This is a genomic window from Pseudomonas synxantha (genome assembly GCF_900105675.1).
In the GTDB taxonomy this organism is placed as follows: domain Bacteria; phylum Pseudomonadota; class Gammaproteobacteria; order Pseudomonadales; family Pseudomonadaceae; genus Aquipseudomonas; species Aquipseudomonas synxantha.
The window spans coordinates 4,920,296-4,945,705 of record NZ_LT629786.1 but is presented as its reverse complement, the minus strand read 5'-3'; the positions used below and the strand labels follow the sequence as shown (position 1 = coordinate 4,945,705).

At 53.4% G+C, this 25,410-nt stretch carries 20 protein-coding genes and 1 pseudogene; 9 read left to right on the top strand and 12 right to left on the bottom strand.

All coding sequences use genetic code 11. The annotated features are described in order from the left end of the window. Positions 1–9 precede the first annotated feature (9 nt). The gene (gene ptaA, locus BLU48_RS22920) at positions 10–1,101 is read left to right on the top strand and encodes a pyoverdine biosynthesis transaminase PtaA (protein ID WP_057025644.1); all 1,092 of its coding nucleotides are present in this window, start codon (positions 10–12) and stop codon (positions 1,099–1,101) included. A 171-nt stretch (positions 1,102–1,272) separates the two neighbouring features. Here the strand turns inward: ptaA and BLU48_RS22915 are convergent, their stop codons facing one another. The 7 genes from BLU48_RS22915 to BLU48_RS22880 form a co-directional block, all read right to left on the bottom strand. Continuing rightward, positions 1,273–1,989 (bottom strand): hypothetical protein, encoded by a 717-nt coding sequence (locus tag BLU48_RS22915; protein WP_057025645.1) that lies wholly within the window; start codon positions 1,987–1,989, stop codon positions 1,273–1,275. A gap of 163 nt (positions 1,990–2,152) precedes the next feature. Then, entirely contained in the window at positions 2,153–3,406 is a 1,254-nt protein-coding gene (locus tag BLU48_RS22910) for a 2-aminoadipate transaminase (protein ID WP_057025646.1), read from the bottom strand. A gap of 113 nt (positions 3,407–3,519) precedes the next feature. Beyond that, on the bottom strand, positions 3,520–4,533 hold the full coding sequence (locus BLU48_RS22905) for a sensor domain-containing diguanylate cyclase (protein ID WP_057025647.1): 1,014 nt from the start codon (positions 4,531–4,533) through the stop codon (positions 3,520–3,522). A 135-nt stretch (positions 4,534–4,668) separates the two neighbouring features. Then, complete coding sequence (locus BLU48_RS22900; protein WP_057025648.1) at positions 4,669–6,570, bottom strand: alkaline phosphatase D family protein; 1,902 nt, start codon at positions 6,568–6,570, stop codon at positions 4,669–4,671. 455 nt (positions 6,571–7,025) lie between these two features. Continuing rightward, positions 7,026–9,254 (bottom strand): ATP-binding protein, encoded by a 2,229-nt coding sequence (locus tag BLU48_RS22890; protein ID WP_057025650.1) that lies wholly within the window; start codon positions 9,252–9,254, stop codon positions 7,026–7,028. Next, positions 9,251–9,865 carry a biliverdin-producing heme oxygenase gene (locus BLU48_RS22885; RefSeq protein WP_057025651.1) on the bottom strand — a complete coding sequence of 205 codons (615 nt, stop codon included), beginning with the start codon at positions 9,863–9,865 and terminating at the stop codon, positions 9,251–9,253. Before BLU48_RS22885 ends, BLU48_RS22890 begins: the two co-directional genes overlap by 4 nt. A gap of 194 nt (positions 9,866–10,059) precedes the next feature. Further along, positions 10,060–10,440 carry a response regulator gene (locus tag BLU48_RS22880; protein ID WP_046069458.1) on the bottom strand — a complete coding sequence of 127 codons (381 nt, stop codon included), beginning with the start codon at positions 10,438–10,440 and terminating at the stop codon, positions 10,060–10,062. A gap of 203 nt (positions 10,441–10,643) precedes the next feature. Here BLU48_RS22880 and BLU48_RS22875 point away from each other — a divergent pair, with 203 nt between their 5' ends. Both BLU48_RS22875 and BLU48_RS22870 read left to right on the top strand, forming a co-directional pair. Beyond that, positions 10,644–11,018, top strand: coding sequence for a c-type cytochrome (locus tag BLU48_RS22875; protein ID WP_057025652.1), 375 nt, complete (start codon positions 10,644–10,646; stop codon positions 11,016–11,018). A gap of 191 nt (positions 11,019–11,209) precedes the next feature. After that, the gene (locus BLU48_RS22870; RefSeq protein ID WP_057025653.1) at positions 11,210–11,845 is read left to right on the top strand and encodes a LysE family translocator; all 636 of its coding nucleotides are present in this window, start codon (positions 11,210–11,212) and stop codon (positions 11,843–11,845) included. A gap of 7 nt (positions 11,846–11,852) precedes the next feature. Here the strand turns inward: BLU48_RS22870 and BLU48_RS22865 are convergent, their stop codons facing one another. The 3 genes from BLU48_RS22865 to BLU48_RS22855 form a co-directional block, all read right to left on the bottom strand. Then, entirely contained in the window at positions 11,853–12,182 is a 330-nt protein-coding gene (locus BLU48_RS22865) for a hypothetical protein (protein ID WP_057025654.1), read from the bottom strand. A gap of 207 nt (positions 12,183–12,389) precedes the next feature. Then, complete coding sequence (locus tag BLU48_RS22860) at positions 12,390–13,148, bottom strand: methyltransferase domain-containing protein (RefSeq protein ID WP_057025655.1); 759 nt, start codon at positions 13,146–13,148, stop codon at positions 12,390–12,392. Beyond that, entirely contained in the window at positions 13,141–13,791 is a 651-nt protein-coding gene (locus BLU48_RS22855; protein WP_057025656.1) for a hypothetical protein, read from the bottom strand. The genes BLU48_RS22860 and BLU48_RS22855 overlap by 8 nt, the downstream gene beginning before the upstream one ends. 1,118 nt (positions 13,792–14,909) lie before the next feature. On the opposite strand from BLU48_RS22855, the gene BLU48_RS22850 reads away from it, so the two are divergent. Genes BLU48_RS22850 through BLU48_RS31845 form a run of 4 tightly spaced genes read left to right on the top strand, consistent with a single transcriptional unit; the run spans position 14,910 to position 19,579 of the window. Continuing rightward, the gene (locus BLU48_RS22850) at positions 14,910–15,962 is read left to right on the top strand and encodes a DNA cytosine methyltransferase (protein ID WP_082636744.1); all 1,053 of its coding nucleotides are present in this window, start codon (positions 14,910–14,912) and stop codon (positions 15,960–15,962) included. A 17-nt stretch (positions 15,963–15,979) separates the two neighbouring features. Beyond that, entirely contained in the window at positions 15,980–16,975 is a 996-nt protein-coding gene (locus BLU48_RS22845; protein ID WP_057025657.1) for an HD domain-containing protein, read from the top strand. Then, positions 16,972–18,681 (top strand): ORC-CDC6 family AAA ATPase, encoded by a 1,710-nt coding sequence (locus BLU48_RS22840; RefSeq protein ID WP_057025658.1) that lies wholly within the window; start codon positions 16,972–16,974, stop codon positions 18,679–18,681. The genes BLU48_RS22845 and BLU48_RS22840 overlap by 4 nt, the downstream gene beginning before the upstream one ends. Beyond that, entirely contained in the window at positions 18,674–19,579 is a 906-nt protein-coding gene (locus BLU48_RS31845) for a hypothetical protein (protein WP_124356303.1), read from the top strand. Before BLU48_RS22840 ends, BLU48_RS31845 begins: the two co-directional genes overlap by 8 nt. Positions 19,580–20,061: 482 nt before the next feature. Here BLU48_RS31845 and BLU48_RS22835 read toward each other — a convergent pair whose 3' ends face one another. Together BLU48_RS22835 and BLU48_RS22830 are read right to left on the bottom strand one after the other, a co-directional pair. Then, positions 20,062–20,799, bottom strand: coding sequence for a hypothetical protein (locus BLU48_RS22835; protein ID WP_057025659.1), 738 nt, complete (start codon positions 20,797–20,799; stop codon positions 20,062–20,064). 95 nt (positions 20,800–20,894) lie between these two features. Continuing rightward, a pseudogene (locus tag BLU48_RS22830) lies at positions 20,895–22,095 on the bottom strand (DUF927 domain-containing protein); the annotation flags it as partial. Positions 22,096–22,529: 434 nt separating this feature from the next. Between BLU48_RS22830 and BLU48_RS22825 the strand changes: the two are divergent. Beyond that, positions 22,530–22,838 carry a DUF3077 domain-containing protein gene (locus BLU48_RS22825; protein WP_057025661.1) on the top strand — a complete coding sequence of 103 codons (309 nt, stop codon included), beginning with the start codon at positions 22,530–22,532 and terminating at the stop codon, positions 22,836–22,838. Positions 22,839–23,290: 452 nt separating this feature from the next. Continuing rightward, complete coding sequence (locus BLU48_RS22820; protein ID WP_231988994.1) at positions 23,291–24,982, top strand: tyrosine-type recombinase/integrase; 1,692 nt, start codon at positions 23,291–23,293, stop codon at positions 24,980–24,982. Positions 24,983–25,410: the final 428 nt, after the last annotated feature.

Below are 25,410 nucleotides of genomic sequence, written 5' to 3'. Positions count from 1 at the left end.
GTAGTAATTATGGTCAGTGTCAGTCGTCGGTCGCTTCTCGCCCTGGGAGCCGCCTTGCCCGTGCTGGGGCATCTGGATTGGGCGCTCGCCAGCCCGACGCCGACGACCTCTGACAAGGTGCTGCTCAACTACAACGAAAGCCCTTACGGCCCTTCAGACGCAGCCCGTGCGGCGATGCAGCGGGCGATTGCAATGTCCGGACGTTATCCTTACCCGCACATGTACGCACTGGCCGAGCTGTTTGCCCGGCAACAGGGGATCGCTGAAGAAAACGTCGCAGTATTTGCCGGCTCGATGGCGGCCCTGCGTTATGCGGTGCTGGCGTTCACCAGTCAAAACCGCGGCCTGGTGATGGCCACACCGTCCTACGAAGTCCCGCGACAGGCGGCCGAGTCAAACAAAGCGCCTGTGCATGAAGTGGACCTCGACACGCAGCATGCCCATGATGTGCAGGCCATGCTCAAGGCCGACCCACAAGCCGGCATGCTGTACCTGTGCAATCCCAACAACCCGACCGGCACCCTGACCCCGACTGAAGCTATCCGCCAAGCCCTGGTGAACAAACCCAAGGGCAGTGTGCTGGTGGTAGACGAAGCCTACATCGATTTCTGCGACGCCCCCAGCTGCGTGAGTTGGACCAACGACCACGATGACCTGCTGGTGCTGCGCACGTTCTCGAAAATCTATGGTATGGCCGGTGCACGCCTGGGCCTGGCAATCGGCCATCCGGCACTGCTGGAGCGGCTGGCCGTGTTCGGCGGCGACAACGTCCCGGCTGGCGCCAGCTTGTTGGGTGCGACTGCCAGCCTGGAAGAAGCCCAACTGGTGGGCCAACGCAAAGCGCTCAATGCCAGGTTGCGCGATGAGACGATCGCTTGGTTCAAGGGCCGGGGTTTTGCCTGCACGGCCTCCCAGAGCAATTGCTTCATGATTGACGTGAAGCAACCGGCAGAACAGGTGGTCGAGCGGCTGGCAGCCCAGAATGTACTGGTCGGGCGGGTGTGGCAGAACTGGCCGCAATGGGTGCGGGTGACGGTGGGTAACCAGCAGGAAATGGAACGCTTTCGCCAGGTCTTCGCGGCGCAGCTGGCCCGGGCCTAGGCACCAGGGCTGTTACACCAAGCCTGGACAGGCCTGCCGGGCACGCTTCGTTTTCGTGCGGGTTGAATGATCAAGGACGACAGCTGTGCGACGAAATGTCTTCCCCGATAAAACCCGACCGATGCTGCCCGACGACCTTCGGCGCTTGCTCGATGTGTGCTGCACATCGTGTTACTGGGCGGCGATGGTATAGCCGTCAAAGGCGCTTTGCTGTTGCAGTGCGGTGATGATGCTCTTGCGCGTGACCGGCTGCTGCGCGCCGCTGTTGTCGATGAAGGTTTCACTCGCCAATTCCGCCTCGCTGCCTTCGCCCACGAAGGTAAAGCCGAGGAACTCCAGTGCTTCGCGGTCCACATTGAGCTTGGAGCGCGGCGTGCGCAGCGGCAGGGTGACGCTGATGCCATCTTTGCTGATCACAAACACTTCGGTGTCTTTCTTGGCGCGCGCGGCCTTGCCCTTGCCGGCGCTCGGGTTGCTGATGGCCTGGTGCGACTGGTTCAGTACCTTGAGGGCCAGGCCGTACACCAGTTCCTGGAACTCTGGGTCGTCCTTGAAGCAGGACAGGATACGGCTGATGGAGAACTGGCTGCTCAGGTTTTCCAGGGCGGCGTTATCGGCGGCTTCGGCGTCTTTCAATTGCTTGAGCTGGCCCATCAGGTCATAGGCTTTGTCATCGTCGAAGGCGTCGTGGGCCTGGCGGATGGCAACGCGCAACTCGCGGATCTGGTCGCTTTCCTTGGAGGTGTGAAACGCGTCCAGCACCATCTCGCTGATGATCTTGGCCGCTGGCACATGCTGTGAAAGATTGATGGCGTTTTCGTATTCGGCTTTGGATCGCAAGGCGGCTACGGATTCTTCGGCGGATTCTGCGGTGTAGGAATCGGACATTAAAATTTCACTGCGTAGTAAGCGGGGAGACAAAAAAACGTCGGGCATTTTCGGCGGGGAGAGGGATCAGGTCAAGGCAGGTTCGGGCGGGTGAATACTTTCAGTGCCGATAGCGGCGCATCAATGCCTGTACCACCATCCAGGCCCTGCCTTGGCATGCGTGCTATTCATCCAGTTGTGCGAGACAGGCCTGGAGAATATCCAAGCCTTCCTCCAGCACCGCCGGCTCGGTGGTCAATGGTGCCAGCAGGCGCACGATGTGCCGCGACTTGCCGCTGGGCATCAGCAGCAAGCCGGCCTCCCGCGCCAGGCGCAGCAATTGGGTCAGTTGCTGGGGCGCGGGCGTGCCGTCGGCATGGGCCAGCTCAATGCCGCGCATGGCCCCAACGCCGGTGAGGCGGCCCAGGTAGGGCGACAGTTGTCGCGAACGCCAGGTGTTATAGCGGCTGACAATCGCCGCTTCCTGTTGTGATCCCCATGCCTGCAGATGCTCATCGGTCATCACCTCAAGAGTGGCCAGCGCTGCCGCACAGGCGATGGGGTTGCCGGAGTACGTGCCACCCAGGCCACCTTTGGGCAGGTTGTCCATCAGCGCTTTGCGCCCGACCACCGCGCCCAGCGGCACGCCGCCGGCAATGCTTTTGCCGAGCAGTAACAGGTCCGGTTCGATGCCCAGGCGCGAGAAGGCAAAACGCTGGCCGGTGCGGCCAAACCCTGACTGGATTTCATCGATGATCAGCAGGATGCCATGCTCGTCGCAGAACCGGCGTAAGGCCTGGGCGAACTCGATATCCAGGGCGAGGAAGCCGCCTTCACCCTGCACCGGCTCGATAATGAAACAGGCCACATCGTTTACGTCGATTTCCACACTGAACAGGCGCTCCATGGCCTTCAGTGCTTCGGCACCGGTCACGCCGTTGTCGGCACTGGGGTAGGGCAGGTGGTACACCGGGCCGGGCAGTACGCCGACTTTCTGCTTGTAGGGCGCCACCTTGCCATTGAGGTTGAGGGTCGCCAGTGTGCGGCCGTGGAAAGCACCGTCAAAGGCAATCACCGCCGTGCGCCCGGTGGCGCCACGCACGATCTTCAAGGCGTTTTCCGCGGCCTCCGCGCCGCTGTTGGTGAGCATGCCGCTGACCGGGTAGCCCACCGGAATAAACGCAGTCAGGCGTTCCATCAGCTCGATGTAGGGCGTATGTGGTGCGGCGTTGAACGCGTAGTGAGTGAGCTTGGCCGCTTGCTCACGAATCGCCGTAACCACAGCTGGGTGGCAATGGCCCAGGTTGAGTACGCCGATGCCGCCGACAAAATCGATATAGCGCTTGCCCGCCGTATCCCAGACTTCGGCGTTTTTACCGTGGCAGAGGCTGATGGGGTGAACGATGGAAATTGATTGGCTGATAGTGGCGTGGCTCATGAATACGGGACTCGGCAAGGGCAGGCGTGTTTATCTAAGCCGCGCGCCTGGTCTTGCCGCAAACGAAATAAAGTCGCCGGGTCATTCCAAATCGGAAGGAGCGGTTGCCTGCATTATTCCGAAACCCCGTCCTTGCCCGCCGCCTTTGACCGATACAGCGCTTGATCGGCCCGCGCCATAAGGGCGGCCGGCGACTCACCCATGCGCCGCTCCACCACACCCAGGCTCAGGGTGACGTTGAAGCCGCCTACGGTGGGCGCTAGCTTGACTGTATGGCGAATCCTTTCGGCCAGTTCCTTGGCCATCTCCAGGGTGCTTTTGGGCAGCACGATCATAAACTCATCGCCCCCCCACCGGGCCAGCAAGTCGCTGGTGCGTATGCAGGTTTCCAGGCTTTCGACCACCTGTATCAGCGTCTGGTCGCCGACGCCGTGGCCGTGGCGGTCATTGATCGGCTTGAAATCATCGATATCCATCGCCACCAGCGCCAGGGGCAAGCGGAAGCGCTCGGCGCGGTCGCATTCTTCCAGCAGGACTTTTTCCAGGCGATAACGGTTGGCGATGCGCGTCAGCGCATCCCGTTCGGCCAGGGAGCGGTTTTCGTCCAGCTGCAATTGCAGTTGCTGATTGACCCGCGACAGCTCCAGGGTACGTTCGGCCACCAGTGCCTCAAGGGATTTATTGCGCCTTTGCAACTGTTCGATGGAGCATTTGCGCGTATGGATATTGCGGTGCGCGCCCACCATGCGGGCAACGGAGTGGTCGGGGTTACGTGCAATGATATAACCGCAGTCCTCGATCCAGAGATAGGTGCCATCTTCTTTTCGACAGCGGTATTCAGCCCGGTAATGGGGCGAGCGCTGGCTGATGTAGTCGTCAAACATCGCCATCACGCGGGGGTAATCCTCGGGGTGGATCACGTTCTCCCAGGTGAACACGCTATTTTCCAGGGAGTGGCGGGAGTAGCCAAGCATTTCGTACCAGCCGGGGTTGCGGTAGACGAAACCGGTATTGGCGTTCCAGTCCCAGACTCCGTCACTGACCAGTTCCATGATGGCGTGTAACAGGTCGACGTTGAGGTCGGTTATGTCATTGCGTAGTGGTTCGTTGCCGGATGTATCGTCCATCAGCGCGCTTCCTGCGGGGGCTGGCTTAAGGCCAGTCATTGTTGTCGCCGATACTCCGTGGCTGGCGCTACTGTACATCGCAGCTTGCGCGCTTTGAATAGGGCGGGTGTGCTGCTTTTGGCTAGTGGCAATAGGCTATTGTTCGGGGGTCGCCATTTTTGTCCGGGGCTTCCCATTGGCGTTGTGCTGGTAAATAGCCTCTGGCTGGCCGTGCTCATTGAAAAACACCTGGCCAATGCCCGCCGAATTCCACAAACGCTCCCCCGCCTCGGCATGCTCCGGAATATGCGGTACCACCTGCATGGTGCGACGACGGGTAAACCAGTTGAGCGGTGAACGTGGGGAGTAGAGCCAGCGATTGAGGCGGTCGAACCATTCCAGCAAGCGTGGCGGGAACTCGTTCTTGATACCGCTGCTGGTGATTTGCCAGATCTTCGGGCCACCGTTGCGATGGCGGATCAGCACTTGGTAGACGAACGAGTAATGCACGTCGCCGGAGAGGATCACGTAGTTACCCGGGGTGCGCGAGTGGCGGAAGATATTCAATATCACCTGGGCGGCGCCGCGATGGGCCATCCAGTTTTCAGCGTCTACCAGCAAGGGGAAGCCGCACCAGCTGAAGATTTTCTGTACGGTCTCGATCAGCTTTACGCCAAAAATCGGCGCGGGCGAGACGATGATGGCCGACGGGTGGTCGAGCAGTTCCTGTTGCAGTTCGCTCAAGGCTTCCCAGTCCAGCAGGCCGGAGGGTTGCTTGAGGGTGAACTCGCTGCGCCAGCGTCGGGTGCGGGTGTCCAAAACCACCAGGGCGGGCGTGGTAGGCAATACGTAGTGCCAGTGCTGGAATTTCAACAGCGCTTCCAGCAGGTCATCTTGCGCGACGGCGTCGAGATGATTGTCGCGTGCCTGGCCGGCCATGGCCTGGGTTTGGCTCAGCAGTTCACCAAACACTTCGGGCTGGTTGCCCCAGCCTTGGCATAACAGGTACGCCAGCAACGCATTGCCGATAATGCGTTTGGAGAAGGGGTGGCCGTAGGCGGTTTCTTCCCATTGGGCGCTGAGGTTCCAGTCGTCGGTAATGTCGTGATCGTCGAAGATCATCAGCGTCGACAGGCGGGCGAACACTCGAGCGACTCCAGGCAGACCGCTGCGGAACAGGTCAATCTGCGCCTGCTCGCGGGCATAACGCTGTTGTTCTTCGGGGCTCAGTTGCGGCGGTTGTGGCGTGATCAGCGTCCACGGCGTGGGTGACCAGGCCAGCAGATACATGGCGATCACTTCGGCAAAGGTCACCAGGTGGTTGTCCGCGGTGCTGCTGGTGAAGATAGGTTTTCTCACACCGCCGAAAAAGCGTTCGCGCAAGGTCTCGTTACTGTCCAGCGCAGGGAGCAAATCCGCTCGGTGGTAGTAACTGGCGCGATGGTCGTAGAGGGTGGCGCTGTCGGTCACCACGGCACCTTCCAGGTATTCGTCGAACAGCCCCAGGCGCGCGATCAGCGCATGAATTGCCCGTAGCATGGGGCCTGCGACATCGTCGGCGTAGACCTGGTCGCCGCTCATCATCAGCAGGGCCGGGCGTTCGGTCGGTGTGCGGGCATCTGCCAGCAGGCGATCAACGCACAACAAGCCTTCGTCGGCACGGTGGTGGGGCTTACGGCAGGAGCCGTGTACCAACTGGTGGATGCGGCTGTGCAGCACGAAGTTCGGCATCGTCGTTTCGGCGTACAGCAAATGTGATGCCCAGTCGGCGATGCCTACGCCGTCGATCAACAGGTCGTAGCCGATGACCACATCCAGGGGCAGGGCATGGTCCAGCGCTACATCGATCAGGTGGATGAAGGCATGGCGCCCGACGGGCACGACTTGGCAGCACGTGGTATCTAAAGGGATATCCAACGTCTCGCCGTGGGGTAAACGCAGTTCCAAGTACAACGGCAGGACACGACTGCCCACCAACCAAATAACCAGGCGCTGCGGTTCCAGCCGCCTTAACAGCGGTCCTGCAATGACTGCGGGCAGAGTGTCGGGTTGAAGCATTGAGGTGGTGGCTCACACGAAGTCTAGGACGTGAAAGGGTAGCGCGGCGGATGTCGGTGTTTTGTCAACAGAGTGCAGCACCGGCGCTGCACTCCTTGGGGGCGACCAGGCGTGCTACAGGCCTGGTGCTGTGGGTAGGGTCAAAGCAGCCGGCCCTGTCCGAGGGAATCCAGGGATGAGTGAGAAGATTTCCCCGTCGTCACGGTCTCTGATTGATTGCTTTCAGTTGTCGACGGGTTATCCGCAGGATTTAGGGGCGCTTGATGGTCCTGCTGGACCTCCGTGGATTGGTTGATGTTATAGGCGTGGAACGGCTGACCGATAATCATGATAAACCCTTTGCTCAATTGGAGGATTGTTCCCGCATCAATGCTCCCTTTGAGTGCGCACTTAATCAGTGGCATAAGCCGGGTTCGTCGTTCCCGGCCTCAGGTAATTAAATGTTTGGGCGCGTTTCAGGCGGGCTTAGGCACCGTAAACCTGAACTCACTGCCACGGCCCAACTCACTTTGGGCTTCAATCCGCCCGCCGTGGGCCTGGACAATGCCTTGGGTGATATACAGTCCCAACCCGCTGCCGGTAGGGTTGTTCTCTGTCTGGGTCCAGTAGCGTTCAAACACATGGGGCAGTTGCTCAGGGGCAATGCCCTCACCGGAGTCACGCACAGAGAATACGATCTCTTCGCCGTTGCTCATGGCGCTGATACCGATGTTGCCCTGGCGCGGTGTGAACTTGATTGCGTTGCCGATCAGGTTCGACAGTACCTGGAACAAACGTTCCGGGTCGGCATTGATCTGCAGGCCAGGCTCGGCATTGAACGACAGGTCGATAGCTTTTTCCGTGGCCAGTGGTGCAAGCAGTGAATACGCCTCTTCAAAAATCTGGCTGACATCCAGTGCCACCGGCTTGACCACATAGCGCCCGGCCTCGATTTTCGAGGTGTCGAGCAAGTCCTCCAGCAGCACATTCATACGTCCGGCGGCCTGCTGCATGGTGTCGATGGCCGATGAAATCCGCCGTGAGGTGTGTGGGCCCTCGGAACTGAAGGCTTTTTGCATCATGCCGCAGAGCATCGAGATGACGGTCATCGGGTTACGCAGGTCGTGGGAAACCACCGCGACCAATTCATCACGGGCGCGCACTGCCTGCTGTTCGCGCAGCACTTGGCGAGCCAGGTCGTTTTCCAAGGCCGAGCGGCGCAGGTCGTTGGCGGCAAACAGGTCGCCATGGCTCCACTTGGTGGAGATGCCGGCCATTTCCACCTTCCATATTTCAAACGACGTGCGCGGGCGAAGGCGCAGGCCAGCGTCGGAAGTTTCCAGGTTCAACGGCTTTTTCGGATCGCCACTCCAGTTGATGTTCTCTTTCACCTCCGGTCGAAACCACAGCACACCGTTATCCACAGGCTTGGGCAGGCTCATGGCGAGTACGCCGCTGGCGACGGTTTGGTACTCGGCGGCAGGCGGGTACACCGAGGCCAGGTGATGGCTGGAAAACACCGGCTCGTCGCTCTCTTGCAACCATTTGTGCAACGTGCGTATCTGCGCCGGTTCCGGGCAGTTGCCGTAGCGGTGCAACTGTTTGTCTTCAATGATCGCCACGCCGCCGGACAGGGTCAGGTCCATCAGTTTTTTGCCGTGGTGGGCCAGGCTGTCGAACACATTGCCTTCGTTGGACTTCATGGCTTGATCGAGCAGCGCCAGGGTTTCGATTTTCTCTTCGCGCTGACCACTCAGCTCCAGGGCTTCCATGGCACTGATCTGCAACGACAGTATTTGGCCTATGGTCTGGCAGGTCATACGCAGATCGTTGGGCACCAGCAGCGGTTCGCGGTTGCCGCAGCTGATCAGTCCCCAGAGTTTGTCGCCCTTCATCAGCGAGATGCTCATGGACGACAGCACACCCATGTTCTGCATGTACTGGCAGTGAATCGGCGAGACACTGCGCAGGGTGGCAAAGCTCAGGTCCAGGGGCTGGCCGGTGTCCGGCCGCAACTTGGGCAGCAGCGGCACCGGTTCGTAGGACGCGTTCGGGATGATGCGTAGCCAGTTGGTGCGGTACAACTCGCGAGCTTGTTCGGGGATGTCGGATGCGGGGAAGAACAGCCCATTGAACAACTCCATGGACGGTGCCGACGCTTCTGCAATCACCTGGCCATGGCCTTCCTCTTCGAAGCGATAGATCAGTACCCGGTCATAACCGGTCATGGCCTGGATTTCATTCACGCTGATGGCGTAAAGCGCCTGCAGGGTCTTGGCCGATTGCAGGCGTTGCAGCATCTTGCCCAGGTCACTGGTGCGGCCATTGCGCGCCTGTGGCTTGAAGTTCTCGAGCCGTGGTTCGAATTCCAGTACCAACACATCCTGATGGCGATGCAGCAGGCCCTCGAATGGCGCACCGTTGAAAGTGACGTGCAGGGGCGGAGCATCGAAAAACGTGTTGTTGGCAGCCATGGTTTGCACAGCCTGGGCATGCTCGTCGCCAATCAGCGTGTGCAACGGCTGGTTCAACAGGGTCTCAGGCGCGTGGCCAAACAAGGTGCCTACGTTGGCACTCACCTGAATGATTTCCAGGCCGGGCTCCGACAAGGTCAGCAGCACCCCATGGGGCTGGATCGCCCCCGGAAAGCGGATGGGCTCGTCAGCACAGTTGGCAAGCAACTCTTCAAAATCTTCGGGTTTCATAGCAGTACCTCCTGGCTGTCGAGCCATTGCTCAAAGCCGCTGAATGTCGAACGGGCCGCGTTCACCGCGTGCTGTTTGGCGAGTGCGTCCAACGGCAAACGGCCCAGATAATCGAGAAAGTCTTTCCAGCGTCGACCGGTCTCGGCGCCATATACATTGAGAAACGCGCCGCCGTTGTCGGCACCCACGTCCAGGCGCAGGGCCATTTCCCGGCGCAGCACCTGGCCGCCGAGGGTCGCGCCTTCCAGCACATAGAGGACGCCCAGGCAGGCCGCCGCGGTGTCGAGGTCGGGGAGGTGGGTGCAGCGGGGCAGGGCGTTGATCCCAACGTCATCCAGGCCAAGGGCGTGTAGATCACAGACCAGTGTCGGGGTTTTCGCACGCAATACGCAGTCGAAGCCATCAGGGATCAAGCCACTGTTGTAGAGCGTCGATTCCATCGGCGCGTAAAACCCGTAATACGCTTCAAGCAAGCGTCGGTACCAATCGGCATCCAGGCTTGCACAGAAAAACGGCAGGCGCTTTTCCAGTGCTACGTGCAGCAAGCCCGTACCTGTGCGCAAGGCTTCCAGCAACGGGGGCGCACCAATGTCAGGGGCCTGTGAATGCATTCAATGAGCTCGAACTGTGGGCTTGTCAGCCATCCATGACGGGTAAAAGTCGGCAACGATTCTACACACTCATGGCCGTCAGCTGAGCGCACAAAGCGAAAAGGCTGACCGTCGGATCCGAGAAGTCGCTCCATGCATGGTTAATGACCCCTTCGCCTGACCGGAAGTTCGGCTTGAGCGATGTCGCAGCGCTATCAATGCATGGACGCACCCTGCTGGGTCAACGCCGACTCCACACACTCCAGCAGACGCTCGGTGCTCCATGGCTTGGGTAAAAACCTGACCCTGCCACCCAACTCAGACGCCAGGGACGTATTGCCGGATGTCAACAGCACCTGGATAGATGGCCAACGATGCGCCACCACCCTGCTCAAGTCATAGCCGTTCAACAGCCCGGGCATCTGGATATCGCTGACAATCAGGTCCACCTGCTCATCATCGCGCTCCAGGAAAATCATCCCGTCATCCGCCGAAGGGAACGACGTCACATGCGCCCCGAACTCCTCCAGCACATCCACCATCAACGAACGAATGATCTCGTCGTCTTCCAACACCAAAATCGATGGCTGAGCCATGATCCTTACTCCACCATCAGGGGTTCAGTAGGGTGGAGTGGAGCGCGCGCTTATAGGTTCGATTGGATGTTTTTTAAACGATGGGTGGTCATTTGACGTGGTTGCTACTGGAGCGAGGTTATCTGACGCGCCTGATTGAACGGTTGGGGGCATGCCCGCTTAAACAGGCATAATCGCCGGTAATAGCCGAAGTGGAGCCCTCAATGAAGTACGCCCTGTTCACCCTCGTCCTGACCCTTGCCACCAGCCCTGCCTTCGCCGCCGGCGACGCGGAGGCGGGCGGTAAACTCTTCGCCAAGACCTGCGGTGGCTGCCATAGCGTCGGCGAAGGCGCCCGCGGTGGTTTCGGGCCGCAGCTTAACGGCATCATTGGCCGGCCTGCCGGAACTACCACCGACTATCAGTATTCGGATGCGATGAAGAATTCCGGGGTGGTGTGGACGCGGGAAAAGCTTGCCGCCTATATCGAAGCGCCGAAGAAGGTGGTGAGTGGGACGCGGATGATTTTCTGGGGGATCAGCGATCAGGAGAAGATTGAAAACATCCTGGCATACCTGGAGACATTCCAGCCCAAGTGAGCGGCCTCGCATGCGTATTCAGCTGATACAGCGCGATCAAAATGTGGGAGGGGGCAAGCTCGCTCCCTGTATGAGGTTTTGTTCGCGGATCTGTATCTAACGCCCACGCCTCTAACGCCCTAGCATGGAGCGAAACATCACAGTGTGGCGAAGGATTCACGCTGGCAGAATAAAAATCCAGGAGCGAAACAATGCCCGATATGTCCAGCTTGCTTGCCTATGGCCTGATTTCACTCGGCATGGTGCTGACGCCTGGGCCGAACATGATCTACCTGATCTCCCGCTCGATCTGCCAGGGCCGCACCGCCGGGTTGATTTCCCTGGGCGGGGTGGCGTTGGGTTTTGTGGTGTATATGGTTTGCGCGGCACTGGGTATCACTGCGTTGGTGATGGCAGTGCCCTTCGCCTACGACGCGCTGCGGCTCGGCGGGGCGCTGTACCTGGTGTACCTGGCCTGGCAGGCGGTCAAGCCGGGTGGGCGTTCGCCATTCCAGGTGCGGGATTTGCCCAAGGACAGCCCGCGCAAGCTGTTCACCATGGGCCTAATCACCAACCTGCTCAATCCCAAAGTAGCGGTGATGTATTTGTCGCTGTTGCCGCAGTTCATCGATCCGAACGGTCATGCCAGTGTGCTGATGCAATCCCTGGTGTTGGGCTCCCTGCAGATTTTTATCAGCGTGAGCGTCAATGCGGTGATTGCCTGCATGGCGAGTTCCATCGCGGTGTTCTTCGTCACCCGGCCAGGCTGGCAGGTGGTGCAGCGCTGGGTGATGGGGTCGGTGTTGATGGGGTTGGCGGTGCGGATGGCGGTGGAGGGGCGACGCTAGGTGCGCGTTACAGGATGGCTTTGAGGTAATCCTTGAGTGCCTGGAGCGGAGCATTGAGTGCTTCCAGGGTCGCTGCTTGATGCACGTCCAGCGCAAGCCGCTGCAGCTCGCGCCCCATCACGGTATGGGCGCCGCCCAGAGAGTCGAGCGCTAACGTCAGGCACTGATCAAGCTTTAACTGAATCCGCGCCAAATCACCCTGGCGCACCAGCAGCCCAAACACCTCGCGTTCATACCCATCCATCGCCGGGTCATCGCGCAGCAGCGGGCTGCCGTCCTCGGTCTCATGCACCAGTTTCAGGGCAAACAGTGCAACTGCTTCAAGCGTCAATTCCATGGTCCCGTTACCTCTACTGCCATGCCGGTCACTTTTTCACAGACGAAAAAAAAGACCTTGAATTTCAAGGTCTTTTCTTAAGATGGTGCCCCGAGGGAGACTCGTGCGATCTATATAGTTCGTGCCTTGCAGAAGTATTGTACATTTAGGGATACATGTAGGGATACACGAACGAAGGTGCTGTATTAAATGATTTTGAGTTTGCCTCTATTCCTTAATCCATTTTAACGCGGCGAACCTAGGGAAATGCCAAGGTTCTGGATACATCGCCTGCACGCTCTCTTCCGGTATTGGCTCTTCAAAGGCCACCAATTTGAAGCCATGGTTTGCGAAGGTAGATAGATACTGACTGAGTGGACGGTGAATGTGCGTTGTTCGTATTGAGGTTTGATCACGGGAGACTTTGAAAGGTGCTTCTACGAAGATCTCCTTGGTGTAGTCATACCACTCGGCATTTGCATAGCCCCAGTACTCAGGCCAAAAGCACGGATGGGGAATCACCGCTACAAACGTTGAATTGCTGCGAAGGAGGGCATTCACCGCTGCAGCAAACCGTCTCAAGTCCGGAGCCGCCATCATCACCATTATTGCGGTGGCAGCACTAGCTAGACCATTGAGTTGAGTGACCGTCACGTCTTCCACAGCCGCTTGAATAAACCTGATATTGGTGCGGCTCTCACAGAGATGCATCGCAATTTCGACGCTTGCTCCTGACGGTTCTACCCCTATGACGGAGCCTGCAAGTGGGGAAACAAGGGTTGCGAAGTGGCCAGTGCCAGAGCCAATGTCCAAGAACGCTGAAAGGTCTGCGCCCTGGAGAAGTTTTAACGCTGTGGGAGCGACCACTTTACTGAAGCTGATGTCTAGCCCGCTGCTGAGTTGTCGCGCTCTTTCCTTCGCCAGTTGATCCCATTGCTGGGTCAGGTCCGCCAGAGGCTTTGGTTGAGAGTTCAGAACATCAAACATGGGCGGCGTTCTCTTTATGAAGCAGCTCAGCGAGGCTAGCGAGATCAATCGCCATGTGAAGTGCTGGATGGCTTGAGTCAATTTCTTCAATCACATGGATACCACGCCCACCACGCCCAATCGCTACTTGAGAACCGCCGTTCCCAAAGTGTGCGATGGTGAAGCGTGATGCTGGAGCGAGAAAGCTTGGTCTTCCGTAGATCCAAACGTTGGCTCCGGCCGCTCTAAGTACCTCTCCTAACTCCGTCATTTTTGGCATACAGACAGTTAAGTTCCCTTCTTGCGCCTTCTCTTTGAGTAGCTTTTTAGTCGAGTCATCGTCTGCCCAGCTTAAGTCGCGAGTCCAAATGATTGCTCTGCCGCTATCACCAATCCAGCTGCGCATATAGGATTTGATACCAATGACATCGTCCTTTTCGTACGTTTTCCTGTTGTTGTGAGCCTTTTTATCAGCCCTGAACTCAAGGCAGATGCTGGCAAACGCCAGCAACCCTGCTGCAAGAGCCAGAGCACCAGGCCATCCGGAAAGGTCTACTGGCTGCGGCATGAAGACGAGTACAAGTGCTAACAAAGAAGCCTGCGATCCTACTGAAGCAACAAGGCGTTGAATCAGACTTCCCCAACGGTCCCAAAATCCTTCCATCTTTTTTCATCCCTGTTTGATGATTTCCCTGATTCAGTTTGACAGAGCGTCAGCTGAGGCGGGTTGGTCGTTCGTATAGTGGCACATAGCGCTAGATACGCGGGGGCCCTGAGATATTCGGTAGTACACGGGGCATGAAACCCGCGAGATCGCGTTAGCGGCAGTCATGCCAACTTACTGAAATTTCAACGTTGAAATTGTAAGGAATTTGAAGAAAAAAGAGACATCGTTACAAAAACGGTAAAGGTGCCCGTTTGTGCTGTTGCTTTGAACAGTCCATCCAGGCAACTCGGTCAATTACCATTGAAGCCAACACGCCAACGAGGCCCTGCGGGCTATTTGCCTCACGTCTATCCGAATACTCAAGGGCCTCAGCGTATGACCAATAGTGCAATGGTGTGTGAACAGCGCTCATCTATTGACGACGCAAGGTACTTCCGTATGCACAATTAAAGGCTTTTCGACAGCGTAGTCAGCAGATTAGCCGCCAGTTTCCTAGCAGGATTATCTATCTCCGACACAGCCAGATTTTCTTCGCTGAAGGATACGACAATAAGGGGGCTAGGGGATGAGCTTTAAAAAGTTGTGTAACGGGTGTTACAGGTGTTACAAAACTCACTAACTATATGATTTTAAAGATTTTTGCATGTTTTACACGTTTGTGTGGGGCTGTCAACGGGCGTGTTACAAGGCCAATAGTTGTTACGTCAATCGCCACATTTAGATCGAAGCCCTGCCAGCTGGTGCCCATCTATCGACACCCAGGTCGCCAGTTGAGGGAAAATGGTATCTAACACCACGACTATAAGGGCCGAAGCCCCACGTTGTGAGAACCCTTTACCGGAAAGGCGGGGCCCAATCCGTCTACACGTGGCTCAGTGATCGTATGTAGACTTATGGCTTCGGCGCCTCAAGGCCAGATTGCTGGCGCAACGAAAGCCGCGGCGCCCAAGCCTTCCTGCTCTGTCCTTCCGCACCCGTTCGACGCCATTTTTCTAGCCGTCAGTACTGAAAGCCACCGATGTTCTCTCCTCAAAATTGGCTGAGCACCAGCAGGAAAGGACTGCTCGTTTTAAGAAAATATGGTACTGTCAATCAATTTTTGAATGAGATAATAAATGCAGGCCGTAGATATATTTTCGGGTGCCGGGGGCATGTCGGTAGGAGCAGCGCTCGCAGGTATTGACGTAAAATACGCAATAGAAAATGATCCGCATGCGGCCGCCACCTATCGCCTGAATCATCCGGATACGGTCGTTCTGAATGAAGACATCCGTAAAGTTCAACTTTCAGATTTACCAGAGCTTACTAGTGAGCCACTAATTCTTTTCGGTGGGCCCCCTTGCCAAGGGTTCTCAACTTCAAATCAAAAAACCAGGTCGGCAAGCAATGAAAATAACTGGTTATTTTTAGAATATATGCGGTTTGTTAAAGCGTTAGAGCCAGAGTGGGTCGTATTTGAGAATGTTAAAGGTCTTAAAGAAACTGAGGGTGGTGTTTTTTTAAGAGATATTCAAGAGTCTTTTAAAAAGCTAAAGTACAAAACCTCTACATTTATATTGAATGCAACAGAGTATGGCGTTCCGCAGAGGAGAGAGCGGCTATTTGTTATAGGCTCTAGAAAAGGAGTAGTTCTAGATGAGCCGGCAGTAACACAAGATAGATTTATTACTGTTGATGAGGCGATTGGCGATCTCCCTCTATTAGAGAATGGTGCAAATATTAATATATTGCCATATCGAATTCCTGCGCACTCGGAATTTTCTGAGTTGATGCGAGGTGGGCTAGATAGTTGCGCCAATCACTTGATCACAAGAAATGCGCAACATATTTTGTCTAGATATCCATATGTACCTCAGGGTGGGAACTGGGAGAATATACCGGACGAGTTAATGTTGAACTATGCTGATAAGTCACGGTGCCATACGGGGATATATCATCGACTTTATTCTGACAGGCCCTCAATAGTAGTGGGGAATTTTCGTAAGAATATGCTAATTCATCCGTGGCAACACCGGGGGTTGTCCATTAGAGAAGCTGCAAGACTTCAATCATTTCCAGATAGCTATGAATTTCAAGGAACAATTGGTTTTCAGCAGCAGCAAGTAGGTAATGCCGTACCCCCGTTACTTGCGCAGGCTGTTTTTCAACATATCACCATGTCAATATGACCCTGGATAATTAAAGAATGTGGGAATCATCCAAGATAGAAGATGAGCTCAAACTACGATTGGATAGCCAAGGAAGTACTGGCGACGCCTTATGGGGCAGGTATGTAACTGCACGGACGCTACTCGTTGGTCAAATTCTACCTTGGATACGAACGAACGAGGCCAATCTGACTGATCACGGTCCAGAACATATTCGTGACGTGCTTGATAATGCTTATCAGCTTTTAGGGGGGACTGATCGACTTAGTACCGAAGAGCTCTATATTTTATGTCAGTCAATATTGTTCCATGATGTCGGAAATATATTTGGTAGGAAGAAGCATAACTTAAAAATTGCTGCTGTGTATGGAGAGATATTTAATAAGCTATGGCTTAATCGGCAAGAAATGGCGCTGGTGGTTAATATTGGGCGCAGTCATAGTGGGAAAAGTACCGATGGCACTAGTGATACTTTAAAAGATTTAAAAGATGATTTTATATTTGGCAGTAAAATTCGTGTTCAGAATTTAGCATCGATTTTGCGCTTCGCTGATGAGCTTGCGGAGGGGCCGCAACGAACCTCTTCATATATGATATCGGCTGCAATGTTTTCTGAAGACTCACTGATTCATCACAAGTATGCAGAGATTACATCCGTCAATATTGATTTGGGTGGTGGTAGAATCGCTTTAACGTATCATATAGATATTGAGGGCGTAGACTTTAATAGTTCTGAGGATTTGAAAGTATTTTGTGAGTTGTTAAGATATATATACTCAAGGATACATAAGCTGGATAGTGAACGCAGATACTGTAAACATTATAGTTCGGATTTGGAGGCATTTAAGAAAACCTCTATTATAATGAATTTCTGGAAAGGCATGGAGGCTCTTGATTCTGTCGGTCCTCCTATAGAGTTGGATGATCTTTTTATTCCGGGTGTTGATTCTAAAGATGTCGAAAAAATTCATCCTGAATATGGTGTAGATATATTGGTACCTAGGTTGCAGAAGCTTAGTGAGGAAATGGGATGACCGATAATCCTTTTGATTTTGATGGCGCAAAAAACCTCCCCGACCGCCTGTTGATTGATTGGTTTATAGATGATCATAACTATTCTCGCTTTCTGAAGTCCTCGCGAAATGTACTTCTGCTAGGGCATCGTGGTTGTGGTAAAAGTATGACTTTACTTTACTATTCCCTGCCGCTGGAAATTAAGAAACAGGATACTCCTCTTATAGAGAAGGACCTGTCGCATGTGGGGGTGTATGTTTCTTGCAGTACTCCGCTGGCAAGGAGGGTCGACCATGATTTTTTTGAGGATGAGAAGTTCTCTAGGGCCATCTCTGAACACTATTTCGTTCTTTCTATTGCTGTAGCGATAGCAGAGCATTGTGAGCAAATTGTTGAAGTGTTCGATCCCTTAAGTCTCGAAGAGCTTAGGGATGAACTATTTTATGTTTTTGACGACGAGCTTCCGTCGGATTTCAGTATATTCAAATGTATTAAAAGAGCTTTAAAGAAAGAGTTGAGAAAGACGCAAGAGCAGTTTTTGTCATTTGAAAATAGAAGCGATTTTACTTTTGCGAGAACGTTTTATACCTTAATTGTCCCATTTTTGGGCGCATTGAGAACGACTTCTGCGCTACAGGAAACTCACTTCTCTTTAATGATTGATGATGCACAAGATTTGAATGATGATCAGCGATTGATGCTGAATTCTTGGTTGAGTTATAGGGATCATTCGGTTTTTAGCTTTAAGGTTGCACTTGCTACGGTGGTGGATTTTGATAGAAAAACGTCTACCGGTGGAAGTATTATCGAAGGGCATGATTACATTGCGATAAATTTGGAACAACCTTTTCAGAATGAAAATTCCCAGTTTGGAATGCTTGCTAGAAGCATAATAGAGAAAAGATTAAAAAATATTGGAGTGAATGCTACTCCAGACGAGTTTTTTGAAGAAAGTCCTGAGTTTAAGGCTGAGCTAGAGATTTGCTGGCAAGAGGTTGTAGATAATTATATCGCTGCAAATCCTGGCGCTGAAAGAAAACAAGTAAATGACTATGCGTACAAGCAAGCTCGCGCGCTGTATTTTCGCAAGCGCTCTCCTAAGGCAAATCGTCCTATCTATTCCGGTCTTGACACTTTAATACATTTGTCGAGTGGTGTTGTTCGTAACCTCCTGTTGCCGTGCTACTGGATGTACGATGATGCTGTGTCCAAATGCCCTGGGGAGCCAGTGCGGAAAATCTCGCCTGCAATCCAGGCTGATGTGATTATGAGGGAAAGTGAAAAGCTCTGGAGTCGTGTCCGAGATGGACTAGATCGAGAGCTTGAAGATTGCACAAAAGAGCAAGCTAAGTTGATTTTCAATTTGGTTAGCGCTTTGGGTGACTATTTCCGCGATCGACTTTTCAATCACGTCTCTGAGCCGAGGATTATTACGTTTACGATTTCTGAAAGGACGCCTGAAGCAGATAATCAGTTGATGCCTATCTTAGGGCTAATGCGGAAGGCTCAGATTATGTATAGACGATCGGGTCCTTCAAAGGATGCGGGGCGTCAGGAAGACTACTATACTCTTAACAGACTATTTTGGCCTGCTAGAGGCTTGGATCCGCATGGGCAGCATGGAAGAGCGTCTATTAAAGCATCTGCTCTATTAGGCTCTATGTTAACCGGGAAATTTCCGGCGGTGGCAGAATCGGATACACAAAGAGGGTTGTTTGATGAATAGTAAAATTCTGATCACCTCGTTAGGCTGGGAACCGCGCTTTCTTGCAGGTATAGAAGATATACTTCTAAGCTATATTCCGGATCATATTGTAATATTTCAGCCCTTGACTTTTTTTTCTGATGTGACTAGATGTAGTAAAGCTGTCCTCTCATCAAAGTTAAGTGATCTTGGAGTTGGGCATAATTATTTTGAATTTGGCAGTGATGATCATGTTGGTATTTGGAATGTGGCTCTGAATGCTCTCGCCAATGTATCAAGTGAGGCGGAAGTTGTTTTGGATATTACAACAATGCCTCGCTATCTTATCTGGGCGTGCTTACATAGTTTAGAACGAAATAAGTTAAAGTTTACTTGTGTGTATTATCCTCCCGAATCGTATGGGGAGTGGTTGTCGGCAGATACTGGTAAGCCCCAGATGGTATTTAGGCATAGTGGTATTGCATATCCAGATCTCCCTACCTCGCTAATATTGTTTTCTGGCTTTGATCTGGGTAGAGCTCAGCACTTTGTAGATTTTTTTGAGCCTAGAAAAATTGTCCTGATCACTCAAGGCGGTGATCAGCTAGGCAATAATTCTAGATGTGTAAGTCAGCTTAGTGGTGGAGCTGAAATACAAGTCGAAAAGCTCGATGCATATTCAGATCCCATTGAGCTGAGAGATAATATGCATAAGTTGATCAGCGTTGATCTTGAAGACTTCAATATTGTCGCAACTTCTGTGGGGCCGCGGCCTTCTATAATTGCGTTATATTTATTGAATAGATCAGAGCCATCTGTTGGTCTGGTTCATGCTAATGCTCATCAGTACAATAAGGATTATTCCTTTGGGATTGACGTTTCTTCAAGGTATGAGGCTGTAATCGATTTTGGAGTCTCTACGTATGATGTTTTTAAATAAAAGGTTTTATTGCTTTCAGCTTTTTTAGGTGTGCATGGTTAGAGTGAAAGTCGCATTGGCTGTTAGCGTGGCGTTGAAGGCTTCTGGAGCTATCAGAGGCTTTCTTTGTGGATGGTACCCGTCCCCATAAGTAGGTTTCCTTGCAGTTCTTCCTCTATCCTCAAGGTTTTCACTCTTCTATAGTTGGTGTTTGGAAGTAAGTAGCCTTTGCGTGGAGGTTGTTAAGACTTTTGATGCCTATCGATTATAGTTGGCGCTTACCTCGGCTTTCATACAGGTGACTCGCTGAGTGCTCCCCTCTTAAGCTGTTCTGAATCGTATGCCGTACTTTAGTTGACTGACCTGAGTTTGTACGCGGTCAGGTGGTTTTTTTTAAACTTTCAGTTTTGCAGCTTGTTGTGTGTATCTATGAGGTTTTATATGGTATGAGCTTCAATGTTCGGCACAGCAGAGACTTGTGTTGTGCCGAGGTTAGATGCTTTTTAGACTTGTAGAAGATCTGCCAGCTTGTGCTGATGTGAACAGTCTACAAGCTCTTGCCATGTCCAACTACCGAAGTGCTCGCCCTGTTCAGGGATATCTAGTTTCATCGATGCAACCGGGTCTCGATTTATCAGGTTGCGTGCGGCCCACAACTTACCGCCGATTTCCAGCAGCGCTTTCGCGGTCTCGTTCCACTGTTCTTCCAGCACCGTGTTCGCCAGATGTGCTGCTTTCTGCTCGATCTTGGCGTGTTCTTTTTGTGCCTCTGTGATGTGCTGATCAATCGTCATCAGCTCCTGCTCCAAGGCGGTGATGAGAAGTTGTTGCCGACGGTGATGCTCAACCGCGGCCGTGAGGTTTTTTGCTGCCTTTTGAGCTTCGGTGTTGGCCGCTTTCTCCCCCTCTACATCGCCCCAAGCGACAGCCTGCGCATAAGCGGTGGCTGCGTCCGTTTCAGCTTGTCGAGCTTTTGCCATGTCCTCCTGATCGCTCTGGCGGACCTGCTGCAATCGTGTCTCGATGCTGTTGCGCTTCTCGTTAAGTTCCATCTCGTCGGCTTTCCAGGTCGACATGGCGCTGATGTAGTCGGCAGCCAAGCTCTCGCGGTTCGCCAGCGCCTCGAGACGGTTAATTTTTTGATTCAGGTGGTAGATCTCAAGACCTAAGTCGCGCTGAATGCTCTCCATTTCGAGGGTCAGTTTGTCGCGGCCGTCTTTCAGTGCTTGGATAGTGTTCATCTGTATTGTCACTGGGCATTGCGGTTGATAAGGATGGTTGAACGGCTGGCGAGGCCGGGAATGAGCCGGCGCTACCTCGATCAGCGGGGATGCCGTTAGGCGGCCTTGGCCTCGCTTTCATCCGTTCCTGGAACGGTCTTCACCACATAGCAGCGCTGGGGCCCCAGTCCGGGCAGGCGAATCAGCTATACGCTTTGCCGTCGCTTCCCGGTTCAAGCACGCCCCGTTGCAGCAGTTCCTTGTTCACCGCACTGATGTTCATGCCCTTGAAAATCTCGGCCCTCCAGGCTTCAGGCAGCACGTAATAGGTGTTGGTGGTGTGCAGGGCATCACCCATGCCGTGTTCCATCGTCTTGCGAAAGCCCAACCGATCAATCGTGCGCGGCCCGTGCTCATCGAGCTTGGCGGCGGCGGATTCCCAGCGGGTAAAGCGGCTTTCTCCAAACCGCTCGATGACCTGGCGCAGCCGCGCCAAGATCGCATCGCCCTCGAAGTTTCCGGCGTCGCCGCGTTCGGCCAGCCACGCATGCAGACACACCCGTGCGGCGGTTGTGGCTGTTCCATCGGGCCAGCCAGTAACGCCGAAGGCGGTGGCCAGCTCTCCGGCCGCTGCTGCGAGGCCGAAGCGAAGGGCGTCACGTTGTGCTTGTCCACTGGCAGAGGCGGGCAGGTTTTGGGTGATGAACTGCTCCACCGTGCGGCGCACGATCACCGACCATCTGAGCATTTCTCCAGGTGCACACAGCGCGTGGAGGAAGGCGGTGAGGGGGGGGCGTAGTATTTGGCGACACGGGCCTTGAGCGCATCGGAGAGGGCGGCGGTGTCCTCAAAACCGTTCAGCACATCGAACATGCCGAGGCCCTTGCTGGCATCCGCTGGCACCGCAAGCATGCGCACCTCCATGCCCGCTTTCAGCTCCTTGTTGGCATCCGCCATGTGCTGCGCCAACGTCTTCTCGCCGGTCGAGAGAAACAGCAAGCGCCACCCCTGCACCTGTCGGCCCGCTTGCCCTCGGTCATTTGCTCGGGCTTTACCCGTGCCGTTGCCGAGCATGTACACCGTTTTGCTAATGATGTGCAGATCACACATGCCAATTTCATCCGGCACCAAGATGCCATCTGATTGTGCGGCAGCGATGGACTTTAGGGTGTTATCTGACGAGTGCCACGAACGCACCAGGCGCGGCCCATCATAGAGATGGAAGCCGACAAACTAATGTCGGAGCAGATTTAGCAGTGGCCCTGCAACTGCCACAGAGACGACAAACATCAAGGGGTGGATACCAGCGCGCAACGAATAATCGGGATTAGAGCAAGACTTTCTTCTTCCTAACGCCCGCAACCCTTTTGGCTGCCCGCCGGAAATCTCTCGCCACAGATACTAACTTTCATCTCCAACCACTCCTGCGCTACTTTTCTCCCGTCGCTTCCAACCCAGCGACCGGACTTGAGAATCCGAGAAACAATAGGCGCATAGGCGCCACCATCCATTAGACTGTTGGCGCTTTTTTGTGTCCGCATGTCTGTGTAATGGCGGCTATGCGTGGGAGACCTTCGGGTCTGCCGGGTTCCTATTGTCCCGGTTTCTCAGCCCGCGCATAGCTGCCACCCATTCGCATGAGAAACGAACGTGGCAGCTCACTACATAGGAGCTTAAGCAATGAGCGTTTCTGATAGGTCGTATCCTCGCACTTCCGCAATCGACACCGCCGCTCAGATCGGAGGTGCCCAATGATCAACCCACCCCTCAACAAAACCCTCGGTGTCATCACCTTTTCCACCTGCGGCAAACAGCCCAACCTCCACCGTCTATTCCGCGTCAATTCCGGCGTGCCCATCCGCGACGCCCTGGAGCATGCCTCCGAGCTTCTGCATTGTTCCAAAATGCTGGCGTTGGATGCGGCGATGGATAACAGCGCGGATCGGTATGCCTGGGCGGCGCATTATTTGGGAGAGATGGCGAAGGCGGTGGTGGATGATTTGGCGAATGGGATGTTGCCGAATGGGGTGGTGGAGGAGGTGGTATCTGTTGGTGTGTAAGGCGATGGTTTGACGGTATGTGGGCTGGCTTAATCGCAGTATAGGTATCTACACAACTTCATCGGGTGCGCCGCTGGACCCTGTGGGGGGGCTTGCTCCCGATTGGCCCTGTTGGTGTACATATCTATTGCTGCGATAACGGTCACCTTAAGCGGCCGTTACCTAAATACCGGATAGGTGCTCGGCCTGATCGAGCATTCTGGTCGTCTGTCAGGCCGCCATCGGGAGCAAGCCCCCTCCCACAGGGTCCAGCGGCGTCTCGAAGTTTTGTAGACACCCATGGTAATCGCAGGCAAGCCAGCTCCCACATTGGGCCGTGTTTCAGGTGGTAATTGGCGGTGAGCGAGGGATCAGCCGGCTGCCCACTTTTCTACAGGCGAAAAAAAAGACCTTGAATTTCAAGGTCTTTCTTTAAGATGGTGCCCCGAGGGAGAATCGAACTGTCTCCAAAAATGGCGCAACCCCCTGTAAACCTTGATATACGGCGCTTACAGCAATTTTTACTTCCAAAAACCACTTCCAAAAAGCTGTTCGTGGCATTACAGTTTGTGCAGATGAGAAGGCCATATGCCTTCAGGCTAAAAATTGTACAGGATGCTCGCGCTATGGCGGTCGATAATCTCAAAAACATCGATGGAACGTGGTACGTCCGCGTAGCGATTCCCAAGGATGTTAGGTCTGCTTTTGGGAACCGAACTGAGTTCATCAAGAGTCTCAAAACGGGTCGTAAGAGCGAAGCCCTTGTGCTTCGTACAAAGGATCTGCATGAGTTCAAAAACCGCATAGCAGTGGAGCGGCGCAAGCTCGTCATTGAGCAAGAAATGCAGACCCTAGCTTCACTGCCAGTCGATGTGAAATTTGACGAAATGTTCCAGAACCTGGGCGAGATAAAGCGCAGGCTGATGGAGCGGAAAGAGGATAGGAAGAAGGCTTTTCAAGATTCAGAATTTGAAGACGTACAGGCAGTGAAGGAAATAGACAGCCACCATAGTTTTCTGAATCTTTTGGCTGAAGAAAAAGAGGCTCTTGGTGAGGATTTGCACCCGGCGCTGGCTTCGATTTTGACTGAGCTGAATGAATTCCAGAGCCAGCCAAGCAAAACCTTCAAGCAATCGGAAGGACTCCTTGAAAAGCTGGAAAATACCCTTGAATTAGGTTCATTCCACGGGTATGCAGAAACCCATGCAGAAAAGGAACAACTCAAAACCTTCATTGCAGAACCAACCAAATTCGTCAAAAGGCATCCTCTGACAGAGAAGAATTTCGTTGAGTTTCACAAATACGAAGTGAAACGTAAGGTAACGCTGCGTTCGATTGACCGGCACGTAAAACGTTTGAATATGCTTAAGTCGTTTCTGGAAAAACAGAAATTTGAGCTTGATTATGAATCGGTTCGTGTTTTCTTGGAATCTCTTGAATGTGCTGATAAAACGAAATTGCAGTACCTCTGTTCCTACAATGCCTTTTACAAATTCATGTTCAATAACGTGGATTTCAGACAGAAATATCCAGTAAATCCTTTTGCAAATCACGCAGTGGCTAAAATACGCCGTGGTGCGAGGAAAGAGGATGCTCGTAAAGGATTTACCAAGGAACAGGTCAAGGCGCTCTACAGTAATGCTATAAGCCAAGAAAAGACACGTCTTGCTGATTTGATCAGGCTCGGATGCTACACAGGTGCACGAATCGAAGAAATATGCCAAATCAAGGTTGAAGATTTGGTTGAGGTAGATGGAGTTTACTGCATAGATATTAAACAGTCCAAAACCAACGCTGGTGAAAGGCTTGTACCAATTCACTCAGAATTGCTAACCCTTGTTAGGCGTTTAAAGGATGAATCCAAAGACGGATATTTGCTGAAAACGAATAGGGGCGGGAAGTATGGTACAAAATCTAAAGAAATGAGCAGTGAGTTCTCTGCCTTTAAAATTGCTCTTGGATATCCAAAGGATTTGGTCTTTCACTCTTTTCGACACACAATGGTCACGGAGCTTGAACGTGCCGATACGAAAAACATCCTTGTTATGTCGATTGTAGGGCATGACGTTGGCGGTAGCCTTTCTATGACCTTTGATCGTTACTCTGATGGACCAACACCTATGGCAAAGAAAGAAGCTATTGAAAAGGTTAAATTTGATATTTGATGTACGTTTATGGAAATGCCGGAATAGCTTTAATTTAAAAAGTGTCTTGGCGGATACTTAAGCGACAAAGGCATGATCCAAAGGTTTGGGGCTTGCAGTGCTGAACAATTTCGCGCAGCGAGTGCCCGAACCTCTTAAAATGAATGATCATCAAGGATTAATAAAAGTTATTGACCTGTCGAATGCATTTTCAATTCTAATGCATGATCCAATGCCCAACAATTGATGACTGGATTTGCTGACGCCTTTAAGTTTTTAAAGAGTTCTAGATATTATAGGCGCGCTATACATTTTCAGTCCTTGATTTCCGTGGCCTGTAGAGTAGCTACAGTACAAAAAACTACACTGTAGGCATAACCTACAGTACAAAATACTGACCTGTAAGTGGCATATTTTCCACCAAAACGTGTTTTTACCTAGCTACAGTA

What these genes read in the sequence shown, in the direction of transcription:
- BLU48_RS22860 (WP_057025655.1), bottom strand. Translation starts at nt 13,148, where the DNA reads ATGTTTGATGTTCTGAACTCTCAACCAAAGCCTCTGGCGGACCTGACC.
- BLU48_RS22890 (WP_057025650.1), bottom strand. Translation starts at nt 9,254, where the DNA reads ATGAAACCCGAAGATTTTGAAGAGTTGCTTGCCAACTGTGCTGACGAG.
- BLU48_RS22900 (WP_057025648.1), bottom strand. Translation starts at nt 6,570, where the DNA reads ATGCTTCAACCCGACACTCTGCCCGCAGTCATTGCAGGACCGCTGTTA.
- BLU48_RS31845 (WP_124356303.1), top strand. Translation starts at nt 18,674, where the DNA reads ATGAATAGTAAAATTCTGATCACCTCGTTAGGCTGGGAACCGCGCTTT.
- BLU48_RS22855 (WP_057025656.1), bottom strand. Translation starts at nt 13,791, where the DNA reads ATGGAAGGATTTTGGGACCGTTGGGGAAGTCTGATTCAACGCCTTGTT.
- BLU48_RS22885 (WP_057025651.1), bottom strand. Translation starts at nt 9,865, where the DNA reads ATGCATTCACAGGCCCCTGACATTGGTGCGCCCCCGTTGCTGGAAGCC.
- BLU48_RS22835 (WP_057025659.1), bottom strand. Translation starts at nt 20,799, where the DNA reads ATGAACACTATCCAAGCACTGAAAGACGGCCGCGACAAACTGACCCTC.
- BLU48_RS22915 (WP_057025645.1), bottom strand. Translation starts at nt 1,989, where the DNA reads ATGTCCGATTCCTACACCGCAGAATCCGCCGAAGAATCCGTAGCCGCC.
- BLU48_RS22825 (WP_057025661.1), top strand. Translation starts at nt 22,530, where the DNA reads ATGATCAACCCACCCCTCAACAAAACCCTCGGTGTCATCACCTTTTCC.
- BLU48_RS22840 (WP_057025658.1), top strand. Translation starts at nt 16,972, where the DNA reads ATGACCGATAATCCTTTTGATTTTGATGGCGCAAAAAACCTCCCCGAC.
- ptaA (WP_057025644.1), top strand. Translation starts at nt 10, where the DNA reads ATGGTCAGTGTCAGTCGTCGGTCGCTTCTCGCCCTGGGAGCCGCCTTG.
- BLU48_RS22905 (WP_057025647.1), bottom strand. Translation starts at nt 4,533, where the DNA reads ATGGACGATACATCCGGCAACGAACCACTACGCAATGACATAACCGAC.
- BLU48_RS22850 (WP_082636744.1), top strand. Translation starts at nt 14,910, where the DNA reads ATGCAGGCCGTAGATATATTTTCGGGTGCCGGGGGCATGTCGGTAGGA.
- BLU48_RS22875 (WP_057025652.1), top strand. Translation starts at nt 10,644, where the DNA reads ATGAAGTACGCCCTGTTCACCCTCGTCCTGACCCTTGCCACCAGCCCT.
- BLU48_RS22820 (WP_231988994.1), top strand. Translation starts at nt 23,291, where the DNA reads ATGGCGCAACCCCCTGTAAACCTTGATATACGGCGCTTACAGCAATTT.
- BLU48_RS22865 (WP_057025654.1), bottom strand. Translation starts at nt 12,182, where the DNA reads ATGGAATTGACGCTTGAAGCAGTTGCACTGTTTGCCCTGAAACTGGTG.
- BLU48_RS22845 (WP_057025657.1), top strand. Translation starts at nt 15,980, where the DNA reads ATGTGGGAATCATCCAAGATAGAAGATGAGCTCAAACTACGATTGGAT.
- BLU48_RS22880 (WP_046069458.1), bottom strand. Translation starts at nt 10,440, where the DNA reads ATGGCTCAGCCATCGATTTTGGTGTTGGAAGACGACGAGATCATTCGT.
- BLU48_RS22910 (WP_057025646.1), bottom strand. Translation starts at nt 3,406, where the DNA reads ATGAGCCACGCCACTATCAGCCAATCAATTTCCATCGTTCACCCCATC.
- BLU48_RS22870 (WP_057025653.1), top strand. Translation starts at nt 11,210, where the DNA reads ATGCCCGATATGTCCAGCTTGCTTGCCTATGGCCTGATTTCACTCGGC.